The sequence below is a fragment of the Brumicola blandensis genome (assembly GCF_031846165.1).
Taxonomy (GTDB): domain Bacteria; phylum Pseudomonadota; class Gammaproteobacteria; order Enterobacterales; family Alteromonadaceae; genus Glaciecola; species Glaciecola blandensis.
Genome location: NZ_JAVRIE010000007.1, coordinates 240,992 through 256,222, shown reverse-complemented (window position 1 = coordinate 256,222; position 15,231 = coordinate 240,992). Strand labels below are relative to the sequence as shown.

Here is a 15,231-nt window from a genome sequence, read left to right as displayed (position 1 = left end):
TAAAAGGGAGGTTTGAATGAATGTAAATTCATATAAAGCTGCATACTTATTACATAAGGTTCAGTAAGTCGCTTTTTAATTGGGCTTGAATGATGAGATTAATTTCACTTCACTTGCTTTCTTGGTAGCATGCAAAACAATTATAGCAATAGACTACATAAACCATGCACCTAAAATCTCCTAATGAGTCTTGGGCAATAAAGTTTGCTCAATTTGTTGATCGTTTTGGTACGCTTAAGATCAGTATCCTTTTTGTTGTGTTTACTCTCCTCTTTACGCTCGTTGGCTCGTACATTATTCGAAGCAGCATGGGCAGTCAGATTGAAATTGATGATTTTATCAGTGCACTTATCCTAACTATGCTCAGTGCACCCTGGTTGCTCTACTTCTTTAGTGAGCTAATCAAACAACTCGAACACAGCCGCATTAATTTGGAGGACGCTGTCAGCCAACTGGAGCGTTTGAGAAAACACGATGTCATATTGAATCGTGAATTACAGAACAACATTCGACAGTTGAACTACGAGATTGAACAAAGGCGCAATGCGCAGCTAGAGCGTGAAAGCGTATTTGAAGAACTGGAGCGAGAAATTAAGAAAAAGTCTGAGCAAGAAATGCAAGCGCGACGACTATCTACGCTAACTCGTTCAATCATTGATGCGTCTCCAGACTTAATATACTACCGAAATGAAGAAGGCCGATTTGCGGGTTGTAACCGTGTTGCAGAGGAAGTGACAGGTAAAACAGAAGAAGAGTTATTAGGCTTAACACCGCATCAAGTCTATGATGAATCTTTGGCGAGGCAGGTTGCCGCGAGTGATAACGAGGTCCTTGAAACTAACGCCAGTTTGACCGAGGAACTTTGGTTAAAATTTGCAGATGGGCGTAGCCGCTATTTCGAAATGCGTAAGGTTCCTTTCTTTGATCAAGACGGTCATCGCTTGGGTCTACTGGCTTTTGGACGAGACATGACCGAGCGAAAGCAGGCGGAAAGTGCCATAGCCCAGGCAAGTAAGGACAAAACCAAATTTATCGCCACAATTAGCCACGAATTAAGAACGCCGTTGAATGGCATCGTTGGTCTGAGCAGAATGCTCCGTGATACCAAGTTGTCAAAAGAGCAGTTTGATTGGGTGAGCACAATATATGCGAGTGCCATCACTCTGGGCAATATATTTAACGATATTATCGATTTGGACAAACTTGATAGAGATAAAATTGAGATTGACCTGAAGACCGTCAATTTACGTGACTTCACAAATGAAATTAGCAGTATTATTCGCTTGTTAGCGCAAGATAAGAATTTGACCTTTCAATCTGAGATTATCGAACCCATTCCTGTTGCCATTGAAGCCGATGGTACACGTTTACGCCAAGTCTTGTGGAATATTCTATTCAATGCTTTGAAGTTTACGCCAAAGGGTGAAGTGACATTGGTTGTCGAAGCAAGAGATGAGGGGGCTGGTAACTCAACGGTTACCTTCAGAATTAACGATACAGGTGTCGGAATACCACAGGACGATATAGATAAAATTTTCGCGATGTATTATCAGGTTGATCATCCCGATCATCAGTCTGCGACCGGAACGGGTATTGGTCTTGCCATCTGTAAGCAGATGGTTGACAAAATGAATGGCGACATTCGCGTCCATAGTGTGGTTGGTCAAGGAACCTGTTTTGAAATTGTATTGCCGGTGGCAATCAGCAAGCAACAAGCAAGAATGGCAGAGTTGGAGGTCAGCAATCTCAATATACTATTGGTGGAAGATATTGAGTTGAATGTCATGGTTGCAAAAGCACTACTTGAAAAGCTAGGTCAGCGGGTTGAAGTCGCTATGACAGGAACCGCTGCAATTGAAATGGCGAGGAAAACACAATACGACCTCATTCTGTTAGACATACAATTACCCGATATGACTGGTTTTGATGTGGCAAGAACGCTACATGATGAAGAGTTAGTGCTACAAACACCTATTGTGGCACTGACGGCGAATGTCATTAAGAAGCGAGAAGAGTATTTACAAAACGGTATGGACGACATTATTGCCAAACCAATCAAGAAAAGCCGAGTCATTGAAGTCTTCAATGAACTGTTTGGTGAAGATCAATTACAATCTGAGCGGCCGAGTGCGAGTGAGGTTGTGAGTATTCCTAAGGTCGACAAGATACTCGATATTGATATGCTACAAATGTTAATCGATACCATCGGGGAAGATATGGTGCGAACCAGTCTTGGCGTGTTCCAGGAGAAGATCCCCGAATATATGGAATTATTAAAAGTGTCACTTGCCGCTGATGAAAAATCAGACGTTTGTTCTGAAGCTCATAAAATCAAAGGCGCCGCAGGATCTGTTGGTTTGTCCAGAGTACAAAAAACGGCGAATAAAATTCAGCAAGGTGATCACCCAACATGGTGGGAAAACGTACATGATTGGGTTGAAGAGCTTGAAATGGCGATTGAGCAAGACGTTGAACATCTACTTGAATGGGTTAATGCAAATAAGATAGATGACTAGGATAAAAGAACTTAAGGAAACGGCCCTATGACAGAACTGTTCGACCTGCCGGCAGTGTTATGCAGCAGAGTATAAATAAAGACCGCTTTATTCCCTTGCGTAAGTCAGAGTTGGTTAACGCTTGCCTTGCACACCAAGACTTGCATGAGAAAGTCGAGTTTGGCGAACTGTGCAGTTTGATCGTCAGTACCTTGCACTTCGAATATCATCAGCATTTAGAGGTTCTCAAAGATAATTATGCGCCTTTTGACCCAAACAGTGACACCCTCAAATTAAACCCACTGAGTCAAAGCGAACTGACAGAGAAGCAAGCAATATTTGCAAACACATTTGCAAAAATTCTAAATGCTGCAAATTTTGAAAAAGTAACCGACCAAGACCTTCGAGAAGCTCTGGAAGAAGAGTCCTTATTTAAAGTCAGATTAGCGGTTGAATTTGATGATTTCGCGGAAGTCGTTTTTTATCGCCGCGGAGAATATCAAAAAACCGAAATAGTTAAAAAGTGGTGGGGGCTAAAGAAGCAAAAAATCACCTTCACTAACTATGACAAGGTAGCGGTTTACATTCGTTTTAAGGATAAAGACTATTTTGAGGCTCAGGATCGAGAGACAGACAACTTCGAACCGAGTTCAACCATTATAAAACTCTTTCAGAATGTACCTAAAGCGGACTTGGAAATGCTTTTCCCGAACAGTGAAGTGCGCATGCGCACTCTTGATAAAGCTATTATTGGGGGCTCTGCCTTAATTGGTGGAACGATCATGTTAGTGACCAAGCTCGGTGCATCTCTTTTACTAGTTTCAGGTTTACTCGCTTATTGGATAGGCCTATCTGATAAAGAAGTCACCATCACAACGAAAGAACTGCTTGCCTTAGCCGCCGGTGCCGGTGTCTTAGGCGGGTTTATTTTTAAAGAGTGGAGTAAATTTAAAAACCGTAAATTGAAGTTCATGAAAGCCTTGGCTGACAATTTGTATTTTAAGAATCTCGATAATAACGCGGGTGTGTTTCATCACTTGCTCGACTCTGCAGAAGAAGAGGAATGTAAAGAAGCAATACTAGCTTACTTCTTTTTGCATATCTCAAAGACCCCGCATACGGCGCTAGAGTTAGACAGAGTCATTGAGCAGTGGTTTGAGGATACGTTTAATTTTGAAATCGATTTTGAAATTGAAGATGCTTTGTCAAAGTTAACTCGTTTCGGAATTATCAAAAAGCGAGAAGATAAATATGAGGCTTTGAACTTAGCTGAAGCGAAAGCTGCGCTGGACGAAAAGTGGGATAATATTTTTTAGGCTAGGATTGAGTGTTGGTTTAACTGCGTTTTTGTAGGGTAAATATTGTCTAAAAGCACACAGGTGAGATTTACTTATCGTATAGTCAATCCTGTTATCAAAGTCCTCTAAAAACGATAGTAATAAAAAACAAGAGAGCCGGAGATTATACTCCGGCCTGAAATTAAATTGTAAGAAGTTAGTAAGCGCCGGCACTGTAAATAAGTTCATAGCTATGGCTGTAAATCTCAAGAATGTTACCAAACGGGTCTTCCATATAAATCATTCGATATGGTTTTTCATCTGGGTAATAATATCGAGGCGCTTGCATTCTTTTTTTACCGCCCGCCTCAACAATGCGCTCAGCTAATCCTTCTACATCAGGGTCTTGAACGCAAAAGTGAAAGATGCCTGTTTTCCAGTACTCAAAGTTATCTTTTGGGTTCTCTTGGTTTTTGAATTCAAAAATCTCAACGCCAATTCTGTCTCCAGTAGATAGATGCGCAATTTTGAACTTTTCCCATTTTTCACCAAATACTTCTGTACACATTTCGCCTATTGGGCTGTCGTCTTCAGTAATTACAGTTGGTTCCATTATGGTATACCAACCCATTACTTTGGTATAAAACTCCACGGCCTTCTCAACGTTGGGCACTGATATACCGATATGGGAAAAGCTTCGCGGATATTTCTGATTCATCATATTGTCTCCTATCGACTGATTGATTCTAATCGCAGAGTTTACTTAGCCTTATTGATTAATTAAAATTATTAATAATTATTATTTTGAGTACATTTTGTGATGATTAATCCAATCTGGTTAAATACGTTTTGCACACTTGTTGAGGTAAACCATTTCACTCAAACCGCTGAGCGTTTGTATATGACACAATCAGGTGTAAGTCAGCATATTAAAAAACTTGAGCAGCAAGTTGGCTGCGCTTTACTTGAGCGACATGGCAAAACATTTTCGCTCACCATACATGGACAAAACCTATATCAAAAAGGACGTTTATTATTAAAAGAATGGCAATTTTTGGAACAACAATTGAAAGACGACTCATCAACTAGTGGCTTGATCAAAATACAATCGCCTGGCAGTTGTGGTTTACAATTTTATCAGCAGTTACTGGCTTTACAAACCAAGCATCGCAGCTTGAGCATAGACTATCGTTTTGCACCAAATATTAGCGTTGAACAAGCAATTGCTAATCATCAAGCCGATATTGGCTTTATGACTCAAGAGCCTAGCCTTGGGGAAGTGTCTAACTATAAAATAGGCACGGAACGTCTGCTGTTAGTCACAGCACGCAATATAAACAACCCGACGTGGCAAACATTGTGTGATGCCGGTTTTATTGCACACCCAGATGGCCAACACCATGCTCAGCTGCTATTTAGCGCAAACTACCCTGAATTCGAGCATATTGACCAAATAAAGCAGACTGGATTTTCCAATCAAATAAGCTTGATACTCGAGCCTGTATGCTTAGGTTTAGGCTTTACCGTTTTACCTGCAACTGCGGTAAGTACATTTAATAAACCTGAACTGATAAACGTGCATCAATTAGCGAATTCAGTGAATGAAAATATATATGTGTGCTACCACCGTAATAGGCCTCTTCTCAAAAGAATGAATACTGTGATTGAGTTAATCAAAACTAGCCTAGATCCATAGCTTACCTCTGTTTGTATGAGCGTAATTGCCCGCGCAATTTGCTTGGTATTAGAACCATTCGTTATTCTTTTCAGTGTCTCAGAGGTACTTCTGATATGCTTGACTTATCAAGTATGTTGGAAGTATGATGTTTGTCTACTGACAACAAACGTTTAAAAAATTAATCGGAAAGTAACACTATGGAAAAAACAGAAAAGCGAGTAAGTCTTTTACTATCAATTAATGCGGCAAACTCTTTACTCACTAAGAAGCTAGACGGTACTCTCGGCGCAATACATGGAATTGGTCTAACGGAATATATGGTACTTAATGAATTAAATAATGCACACGAATATACCGTAAGAAGAATTGACCTTGCTGATTCATTAGGTAAATCAGCGTCAGGTATAACCAGAATTCTTCTTCCAATGGAAAAATCAGGCTTAATCGTTAAACAGAGTAATCTGAAGGACGCAAGAGTTAGTCTGGTAAAAATAACTGACGCTGGAATGGAGATTTTTAACAATGCTCATCTAACAGTATCGCAAAAATGCGAACAAATTTTTGCACACTGGAACGAAAGCGAAACAGTGTCGGTTCTAAAACTCCTGAGTATGCTTTCGCTAAGATAAGACGTAGGTCAGCAATCATCCACAAGGAGTCATCGCCAATACCTCCTACGTCATTCCTGCGCAGGCAGGAACCTCCGGCCACACAAGAAATATTTCAATAGCAATTAGCTCTATATTTTTGAAATAATTCTGTTTTTTTAATTTACTACGCTGTTTTGGAGGTTACCGCCTTCGCGGCAATGACGTAGGTGGTTCACTGGTAATGACGTAGGTGGTTCACTGGTAATGACGTAGGTGGTTCACTGGTAATGACGTAGGTGGGTCACTGGTAATGACGTAGGTGGGTCACTGGTAATTATCAGCTTATGTTTCACTTACAACTGCCCAAGTCGTTTTTTAAAAAAGATGACACCTAAGGAAGGGAGCAGAAGGATAACTAAAATTCACATGGACTTTTTCCTACTACGGTATCCCCGGTAATTGGGTGCTTAAATGAGATGGTCTCTGCATGCAACAGTAGCCTGGTTGATTGACTCTGTGTTTCTTCAGTTCCGTATAAATCGCACCCTAGAATAGGATGGCCCATATATTGGCTATGTATCCGTAACTGATGAGTTCTTCCTGTGACTGGCTTATAACGTACGCGAGTTGAGCTGATATTCCGCTCCAATACTTCAAAATCAGATCTACATGACTTCCCAGTATTGAAGCACACTTTTAACCGAGGGAACAGACTGGGATCTTTGGCAATAGGGGCAGTAATATCTCCTTGATTCTGTGACAATTGTCCTGACAAGATAGCAATATAGGTTTTATTGATCACATGCGTTTGAAATTGCTGAGTGAAATCTTTGTTTGCCAGCTTACTTAAGGCTACCAACATAATACCTGATGTGCCAAAGTCTAGGCGATGGACAAGTTTTGCTTGTGGGAAATCCTGTACTAAGCGGTAATGCACAGAATCTTTATTTAATGGATTTTTACCTGATAATGATAGCAAGCCACTGGGTTTATTTATTAATAAGAAGTGTTCGTCGTTACGCAAAATATTAATGTTTTGCTCACACTTAGGCGCGACAAAGGTATCAATGGGTATTTTCACAGGCACGCCAAAGAGAGGCGTTTGACGAATTGTCCAAGCGGTATTAACACGCTATTTTTCAACAACGAAGTCGTGCCAAGAGTGAAGCACTCTACTAAAGTCTTCAAGACCGCATCCAGCCATTGATTCCTGATCGTAAGCCTCGGTTCCTTCTGGCAATTCATCATCTAGCTCAATGTCTAAAGTCTTCGACCTAACTTCGACCTCATCGCAATCTAAGACCAAATCAATATCGTTACCAGCTAGTTTATATTCTTTTAGTGTTTTTGATGTCACTTGCTCTATGCCGTCTAGCACGCTTCGTATCTTGTTGAGATTGTTTCCTAGTTCTTCATTGAACCACAAGCTAAAGGTTTCGCAGCCCATTTCGAATTCAGCTCTGGGTTCACCGTCTATATCTCTCGTAAATTGATAGTTCATACTTGTCTCTCCCCACTTAGGCCCTAGCGCCTAAATTGTTCAAACACCGCTAACTTCCAAGGTCGCATTGCGATAACCATACTGGTGCCATACTTATCGTCGAACTCGACGGCTTCATCGCTGCGTTGAGCATCTTCAAACGCAAGCGATAAGTGTTTTATTTTCCTGCTTAGTTCAGCATGCGAAGCCTTACTGAGCAGCCCAGTTTGGAAAATACGGATTTCTCCAGGTCCATTAAAGTGACTATTCAGAAAATCAGACTGAACATGTTGCTTGAAGAACTTTTCTATTGGTCCACCTTTTAGCCAAGAGAAATCACGACTAATTTTCAGCTTCACTCTATTATTTGGATAAAGATCGATGATCTTGAGTTTGTCGAGGCTAGCCAGATACTGGACTAACTCAAGTGCCTCAAAGTCATATACCTGAAGGATCTGATCGCAGGTCCAATGGTCCATCAACAACTGTGCAAGCATTAATAATCGAATATCTGAGACCAGAAAGGACTCTTGTTCCACGCTCAGTTCACTGGTCAAGCTTTGCGCTTTTAGCATCTCGTCACTTAAATCTGAAATTTCAATATCGAGTAACTTACACATGTCATCTAAGCGTTGAAGTGAAAAGTCTTGTTTTGAAAATAAGCGCTTAACAGAGGCTTCCGACAACTGCAGTGACGAAGCGACTTCTTTGTAAGTTATGCCTCGTTGTTTTAACAAACGCTTGAGGGTGGTTATTAAGGCCGACTTTTGACTCATATGTTCTCAGGAGTATTCATACTTAATTATTATAGTCGCTCATTTTAATCAAACTCGCAATGTAGTTGGTACTTGGCTTTTAGTCATGTTTCCTGATTGTTCATCGATAAGTGTTTAACTACTTCGTTTACAAGCTGATCTGATTGGAAGGGCTTAATGATTACACCATCCATTCCAGCCTCAAAATAAGCCTCAATATCTTCATTAAAACCTGCAGCAGTCATCGCTATTATTGGAAGGGTAAGACCATTTTCGCGAAGGGCTTTGCTCGCTTGTATACCATCCATGATCGGCATTTGATAATCCATTAAAATAAGGTCGAAAGTAAAACTTTTATTTAACTCTATCGCTTTTTTCCCGTTATCAACTTGAAAGGTTTTCGCCCGATGCTGCTCAAGCATACTCGCGGCAACTGCGCGATTAATTTCATTGTCGTCTACAATCAAGATGTTTTTGCCCTGTAGGCTAGTGATACTCTGGCTTTTGTGACTAAGTTCGGATGGTTCTATTTGGCCCGTTTCGTTGCAGACCATTAAAGGTAAGCGAAACCAAAAACGACTGCCTTTTCCAAGCTCAGAGTCTACATCTAGCTGGCCATGCATTCTTTTAATTAGATCTCGGGAAATACTTAATCCAAGCCCGGTACCGCCGAACTCTCTCGTTGTTGAATTGTCAGCTTGCTCAAAGCTATTGAAGATACGGGATTGTTGTTCAGGGCTGAGTCCCAGACCACTATCTTGCACGCTGAATTCAATGATCGCGTTTGTGTCATCACGTTCAACTAAGCGTAGCTCAATTTCAATTTTACCGATCTCAGTAAACTTGATTGCGTTTGAAACAAAGTTATTCAAAATCTGTGTAATGCGAAATTCATCACCAATCAAATGACGAGGCAAATCATTCGACAAAGTACTTATCAACTTGAGTTTTTTGTCTTCAGCGCTTTTATTGTAGGTATCAATAATCTGCTTAACCATTAAAGTGAGGTCAAAACGCTCTGACTCAAACGTAAGCTTGCCAGACTCAAGCTTTGATAGATCAAGAATATCGTTCAGTATTTTCAATAGCGCTTGCGATGACTGATCTATGGTTGAAATATATTGTTTTTGTTGCGCCGCTAAATCAGTCATTTTCAATAGCTCTAACATACCAAAAATACCGTTCATTGGAGTGCGTATTTCATGACTCATATTTGCTAAAAACTGGCTCTTCGCCTGAGAATGAGCGATGGCAATGTCTGTTTGATTACGCAGCTCTTCGTTGAGCGTGGTCAATTGGTTTGTAGACTCATAGGCTTCAGTGATATCTCTAGCAATCACAGTCCCTAAGGCATTCATACCAGAGGCTTCGGCATTAGGGGAGTATATTTTGATTTCTACAAACCGCTGCCGATCGAACTTATTCTTATATTCAAAGACTTGTGAAGCGATAAACTCTGGTCTTGCTGAAGATTGATTATCCAGTTGAGCACTGAACGTTGCTAGAAAAGTGGAGCAGAATAATTCATTTAGTTCGGGTGTTGAACTGAAGTCGTGTTCGAGCACTAAGCCAGAACTTGCCATGTATTTGTTGATGAACACGCATTGGCGCTGTTGATTATAAAACAGCACACCTACGGGCAGTTTGTTTACGACCGCTTGAATTTGCTGGAGTATGGCTTTGTCGTCGTCAATAGGGGGTTGCGCTTGGCAATATGGTTTGCGTTTTTGGTCACAGAAGGTTGTGCTAAATTGGCGTAATGCGATAGCAGATAATAATCCGAAAAAACCAATAATAAGAAGAAGATAATTTTGTTGAACTAAGGCCAGAATAACGCTGACCACAGTGATGATTGCTAGCAATAAATAGAGTAAGGTTGGAGAAGGGCTTGTTTCCAAGCGAACTGGCTTCACTGAACTTCCAAGTTAAATAGTCCTAAACTAAAGTAAGAATAAAGTAGCTGTACCTAAAAAAGCAAATATTCCGACCACATCCGTGATCGTAGTCAATATAACACTGCCAGCGAGGGCTGGATCAATCTTAAACCGTTTCATAATGATCGGCAGTGTTGCACCGGCTAAACCAGCAGCAATCATGTTCATCATCATGGCGAACGCGATAACCCCGCCTAACATGAAATCTTGTTTCCAAATAGCGATAACAGAGGCGATCAAGGTCGCCCAGATAATACCGTTCAAAAAGCCTATCGCTAATTCTTTTCTGACCAGCCAAACCGAGTTACTACCACTAACATGGCCTAGCGCCATACCACGAATAACCAGTGTTAGCGTTTGATTACCAGCAACACCACCCATACTTGGCACAATTGTGTTTAAGATAGCGAGCACGGCTAATTGACTCAAAGTCGCCTCAAACAAATCGCTCACGGCCGCAGCTAACAACGCTGTTACAAGGTTTACTCCCAGCCAGATAGAGCGTCGCTTTGTACTTTGGCCTACTGGCGCAAAGGTATCCTCTTCATCATCTAGGCCCGCCATACTCATCATGCTGTGTTCCGCATCTTCACGAATAATATCAACCACGTCATCAATTGTGATACGACCAACTAAGGTTTTATTCTCGTCAATGACAGGTGCAGAAAGCCAATCGTATCTTTCAAACATGCTAGCGACCTCGCTGTCACTCATGTTAACGGGAATGGTTTCAGCTTCTTCATTCATGATTTCGCTAACGCTGACCTCAGGCGGTGAGGTCAGTAGCTTTGTAGCAAGCACTGTACCGATGAGGTTGTCATGGCGATTAACAACATAAAGCGTATCTGTATTTTCTGGCAGTTCACCTTTTAAACGTAAGTAACGTAATACAACATCAACGGTTACGTCAGGACGCAAAGTGATGGTATCGGTATTCATGATAAAGCCGGCGGTATCCTCACCGTATGAGAGTGCTTTCTCGGCACGTTGTCTATCTTGCGCATCCATTGACTTGAGGATGCTTTGCAGGACAGTATCGGGCAGGGTACTTAATGTTTCAGCTAAGTCATCGGTATCCATGTCTTCAAGCGCATCAACAACGCTTGATGGCACCATCTTCGAGATAATACCGTTTCTGACATCTTCTGATAATTCTTCGAGGACTTCACCATGAAAATCAGCGTCTAATAGCTCCCAGAGTTCTTTACGCGTTTTTAGGGGGCTGGACTCAAGTAGTAAAGCAACGTCACTGGATGGCAAATCATGCAGTAGTTTTCTGACTTGCACAAAGGTACCGTCGCTTAGTGATTGGCTAATCGAGTCCAGTTGACTTTGTACGTTGCTTGATTCTACTGTTTCCGCCATAAGACCCTTTCGTCGTCTTTGTAAAGAGATTGAGGCTGAGTTGCCACTCTATACAGGACTGTCTATGTTAAGTTTGGTCGAATATGCGCTAAGTATAACACTAGTTTTCATTAGTGTTATCTGTCTTATTGATTTTATTGAAATTTATTCATCTTCGTTAAAGCGGTTTACGATAAGGCTAGCGATAGCATCCATGGCTTCTTGTGCGTCTGGACCATCGCAACGCAGCAGAACCTGTTTGCCTTGACTGCTTTCAAGCATCATCAAGGCTAAAACACTATTGGCAAACGCTTCTTTATCGCCTTGATGAAGGGTGATAGAGGATTCAAACTGATTGGCAAGCTTGGCTAACTGTGTTGCAGCTCTGGCGTGTAAACCTAGCTTGTTAACGATGGTAAGTTGTTTTTCAAGAGTCATAGCCGAGTAGCCTCGTCGCCATCTTCAGGCTTATTTTCAAGCGCTTTAATGATTTTCAACTCGCGGTGTCTCACTTGCACGTCACCGTGGCTAGAACGGAAACTGCTACACAATGACTCGGCCACAAAAACTGAGCGATGTTGGCCACCAGTACAGCCGATCGCAACAGTCACGTAACTTCGATTATTACGCTCTAAATGCGGTAACCAAGTACTAATAAGATTTTGGATTTGCCAAATGAACTTGGTCACTAGAGGTTGGCCGCCAAGGAATACTTGTACAGGGCCATCTAAGCCAGTCAGAGGTTTAAGATCGGGTTCCCAGTGCGGGTTGGGCAGAAAACGGGCATCAAACACATAATCAGCATCTTTTGGTATACCGTATTTAAAACCAAAGGACTCAAAGACGATAACGAGGTTAGTGCTCTTCTTCCCTAATACGCGCTCTCTAATGAGTTCAGAGAGCTCATGTAGCGATAAATTATCGGTATTGATATGCAAGTCTGCTTTTTCTGATACTGGCACGAGGATTTCACGCTCAGCCTCAATCGATTCCGACAATGATTTGTTCAGTTTGAACAAGGGATGTAAGCGGCGCGTCTCACTATAGCGTTTGATAAGTACATCGTCACTTGCATCCAGATATAAAATAGTCACTTCCCAAATATCTGGTAAGAAGTCGACAATTTCAGACACTTCGTTAGCCATTTTGGGAATGTTTCGTACGTCGATGCTAACGGCTACTTTTTCATTCTCATCGGCCAAGGTATGCGTTAGCGTGGGGAGTAAGCTGACCGGAATATTGTCTACGCAGTAGTAGCCCAAGTCTTCTAGGGCGCGCAATGCTATTGATTTGCCTGAACCGGAGCGTCCGCTAATGATGATTAGATTCAATGATGAGCCCCTTATTCTAGGTTTTGGTTATGCTAGCGCTGCGATTATTTGGTCTTTACTTGTGGCTTTTCTAATCGTTTTCACGATTTCTTTATCACTGAGTTTTTGTGCAATAGAAGAAAGTGTCTGAAGATGCTCTTCTGTTTGCTCTGATGGTACTAATAGTGCAAAGAAAATATCAACGGGTCTGTCGTCTATAGCGTCAAAGTCGATAGGTTCTTCACTCGTGACGACAACAGCTACGATATCGTCTATGCCGTCGATACGGCCATGAGGAATGGCAATGCCATTTCCAATACCTGTGCTGCCCATTTTTTCTCGGCTCACTATACTCGCGAGTATATCGCCAAGTGCTAATGATGGGTTTTCTCTGGCCGCAATCTCGCTGATGACTTCGAAAATTCTTTTTTTACTGTGACAATCGACCGCACATTCAGTGCGGTCTAAAGAAATGATATCAGATATGATCATATTAACTCTTAAGCAACTAGTGTCGCTTTAGTTTTTCCTTGTGTTTAATAACCTGTCTGTCTAGTTTATCGATAAGGCCATCAATGGCTGCATACATGTCATTATGCTCGGCATTTGCGTGAACAACGTCACCCTTTAAATGCACAGTAGCTTCTGCTTTTTGGCTCAGCTTTTCGACGTTTAACACCACGTGTACGTTGCTGATATGGTCGAAGTGTCGTTCTAACTTCTCAAACTTAGTATCGACATATGCTCTGAGTGAATCTGTAATATCTACGTGGTGACCTGTTAGATTAATTTGCATAATGTTACGTCCTCTAATGTCGTCTTATAAAAGACTTTTTCTTTGGTTCGACGGGGGAATCGAGAGAGACTCTCGATATTTCGCAATTGTCCGCCGTGCAACTTGAATACCTTGATCAGCTAACAATTGCGCAATCTTGCTATCACTTAATGGCTTGCTAGGTAACTCTGCAGCCACTAACTTCTTAATTAATGCTCTTATCGCAGTAGATGAACACTCTCCTCCAGACTCAGTAGAAACATGGCTAGAGAAAAAGTACTTTAACTCATAAATGCCACGTGGCGTGTGCATATACTTTTGTGTGGTAACTCGAGATATAGTCGATTCGTGCATATCCACCATTTCAGCTACGTCATTTAGTACCATCGGTTTCATCATTTCTGGGCCGTGTTCAAAAAAGCCCATTTGTTGCTGCACAATACAATGAGACACCTTTAGGAGTGTTTCGTTGCGGCTTTCTAAACTTTTGATAAACCATTTCGCCTCTTGTAAATGAGACTTAATAAATTGGGAATCGTTCGAATTTTTTGTACTTTTACTTAAGGCCGCATACTCTTGATTAACCACTAATGGCGGCAGTGAATCATTATTTAATTCAACAACCCAGCGACCGTTTTTCTTGAGCACAGTGACATCTGGAATGACATATTCCGGCTCTTTGGTTGCTATCTCACTCCCAGGACGGGGATTGAGTGTTTGTAGCAGACGCATCACTTCACGCAGTTGGTCTTCTTTCAACTTCGTTTTACGCATTAAAGTGCGGTAGTCTTTACTACTTAGTAAATCACTGTGTTCGCTTAGCAAATGTTTAGTTTCAGCGACCCAAGGTGTGTCGGGAGCAAACTGATTGAGTTGCACCAGCAAGCATTCTTGAGGTGAGCGGGACCCAGAGCCAATAGGGTCAAACATTTGAATGCGTTTTAAAACACATTCCACTTCATCAAGCTCAATCTCTTCGTTTTGTAAGCTATCCAAAATGTCTTCGCAACTGACGGTTAAATAGCCTGATTCGTCGATACTGTCGATAATTGCGATAGCGATAGAACGGTCAATATCAGAGAAGGGCGTTAATTCCATCTGCCAGATTAAGTGGTCTTGGATATTTTCTGAGGTCTCACCTTGAAAGACGTAGTCGTCGTCGGGGCTTGAGCCACCTGTCATCGTTGCTGGTGCAGAAGACGAACTGAGGTATTCTTCCCATGAACTGTCGATCGGTAAATCATCAGTGAGTTGATTGTTTTCTAAGGCGTCATGACTATCGATGTTGTCAGAATTTGCCGAATTGAGGTCGCTAGAATCAGCTTGCTCTCTATCGTTTGCACTATTCTCTTCTGACTGCTTGTCATTATTGTGTTCACTTTCATCAATTTCCAATAAGGGATTTGAGTCAAGCGCTTCTTGGATTTCTTGTTGCAGGTCTAGCGTAGATAACTGTAATAGCTTGATCGCCTGCTGCAACTGAGGCGTCATCGTAAGTTGTTGACTGAATTTTAACTGCAATGAAGGCTTCATTGATGCCCTTGACCTAATGTTAACGGCGAGACGTGCCGAATTCTAAACATGATACGGAAT

Annotated in this window: 15 protein-coding genes; 4 read left to right on the top strand and 11 right to left on the bottom strand. The window is 41.6% G+C overall.

What is annotated here, in order from left to right:
- The first annotated feature begins 164 nt into the window (after positions 1-164).
- Both arcB and RM544_RS16355 read left to right on the top strand, forming a co-directional pair.
- Positions 165-2,516, top strand: a complete 2,352-nt coding sequence (arcB, locus tag RM544_RS16360) for an aerobic respiration two-component sensor histidine kinase ArcB (protein ID WP_311362883.1) — start codon at positions 165-167, stop codon at positions 2,514-2,516.
- A 71-nt stretch (positions 2,517-2,587) separates the two neighbouring features.
- A complete protein-coding gene (locus RM544_RS16355) occupies positions 2,588-3,811 on the top strand; it encodes a TMEM143 family protein (protein WP_311362933.1) in 1,224 nt (407 codons plus the stop codon).
- A 178-nt stretch (positions 3,812-3,989) separates the two neighbouring features.
- Here the strand turns inward: RM544_RS16355 and RM544_RS16350 are convergent, their stop codons facing one another.
- Positions 3,990-4,490 (bottom strand): lactoylglutathione lyase family protein, encoded by a 501-nt coding sequence (locus RM544_RS16350; protein WP_311362932.1) that lies wholly within the window; start codon positions 4,488-4,490, stop codon positions 3,990-3,992.
- Between the two features lie 102 nt (positions 4,491-4,592).
- Between RM544_RS16350 and RM544_RS16345 the strand changes: the two genes are divergently transcribed.
- Together RM544_RS16345 and RM544_RS16340 are read left to right on the top strand one after the other, a co-directional pair.
- Positions 4,593-5,468: a LysR family transcriptional regulator gene (locus tag RM544_RS16345; protein ID WP_311362931.1), complete on the top strand. Its 876-nt coding sequence runs from the start codon at positions 4,593-4,595 to the stop codon at positions 5,466-5,468.
- Positions 5,469-5,647: 179 nt separating this feature from the next.
- Entirely contained in the window at positions 5,648-6,079 is a 432-nt protein-coding gene (locus RM544_RS16340; RefSeq protein WP_311362882.1) for a MarR family winged helix-turn-helix transcriptional regulator, read from the top strand.
- A gap of 376 nt (positions 6,080-6,455) precedes the next feature.
- Here the strand turns inward: RM544_RS16340 and RM544_RS16335 are convergent, their stop codons facing one another.
- The 10 genes from RM544_RS16335 to RM544_RS16290 all read right to left on the bottom strand — a co-directional run bounded on the left by RM544_RS16335 (position 6,456) and on the right by RM544_RS16290 (position 15,171).
- Entirely contained in the window at positions 6,456-7,121 is a 666-nt protein-coding gene (locus tag RM544_RS16335; protein WP_311362881.1) for a pseudouridine synthase, read from the bottom strand.
- Between the two features lie 51 nt (positions 7,122-7,172).
- On the bottom strand, positions 7,173-7,541 hold the full coding sequence (locus RM544_RS16330; RefSeq protein ID WP_311362880.1) for a YacL family protein: 369 nt from the start codon (positions 7,539-7,541) through the stop codon (positions 7,173-7,175).
- Positions 7,542-7,564: 23 nt separating this feature from the next.
- A complete protein-coding gene (locus RM544_RS16325) occupies positions 7,565-8,296 on the bottom strand; it encodes a helix-turn-helix domain-containing protein (protein WP_311362879.1) in 732 nt (243 codons plus the stop codon).
- A gap of 83 nt (positions 8,297-8,379) precedes the next feature.
- Entirely contained in the window at positions 8,380-10,188 is a 1,809-nt protein-coding gene (locus RM544_RS16320; protein ID WP_311362878.1) for an ATP-binding protein, read from the bottom strand.
- A gap of 27 nt (positions 10,189-10,215) precedes the next feature.
- Positions 10,216-11,574, bottom strand: coding sequence for a magnesium transporter (gene mgtE, locus RM544_RS16315; protein ID WP_311362877.1), 1,359 nt, complete (start codon positions 11,572-11,574; stop codon positions 10,216-10,218).
- Positions 11,575-11,718: 144 nt separating this feature from the next.
- Positions 11,719-11,991 carry an HPr family phosphocarrier protein gene (locus tag RM544_RS16310; protein ID WP_311362876.1) on the bottom strand — a complete coding sequence of 91 codons (273 nt, stop codon included), beginning with the start codon at positions 11,989-11,991 and terminating at the stop codon, positions 11,719-11,721.
- Complete coding sequence (gene rapZ, locus RM544_RS16305; RefSeq protein ID WP_311362875.1) at positions 11,988-12,884, bottom strand: RNase adapter RapZ; 897 nt, start codon at positions 12,882-12,884, stop codon at positions 11,988-11,990. Before rapZ ends, RM544_RS16310 begins: the two co-directional genes overlap by 4 nt.
- A gap of 27 nt (positions 12,885-12,911) precedes the next feature.
- Positions 12,912-13,355: a PTS IIA-like nitrogen regulatory protein PtsN gene (gene ptsN, locus RM544_RS16300; RefSeq protein ID WP_311362874.1), complete on the bottom strand. Its 444-nt coding sequence runs from the start codon at positions 13,353-13,355 to the stop codon at positions 12,912-12,914.
- A 16-nt stretch (positions 13,356-13,371) separates the two neighbouring features.
- Positions 13,372-13,659: a ribosome hibernation promoting factor gene (gene hpf / locus RM544_RS16295; RefSeq protein WP_311362873.1), complete on the bottom strand. Its 288-nt coding sequence runs from the start codon at positions 13,657-13,659 to the stop codon at positions 13,372-13,374.
- A 24-nt stretch (positions 13,660-13,683) separates the two neighbouring features.
- A complete protein-coding gene (locus RM544_RS16290; protein ID WP_311362872.1) occupies positions 13,684-15,171 on the bottom strand; it encodes an RNA polymerase factor sigma-54 in 1,488 nt (495 codons plus the stop codon).
- Between the last annotated feature and the right edge of the window lie 60 nt (positions 15,172-15,231).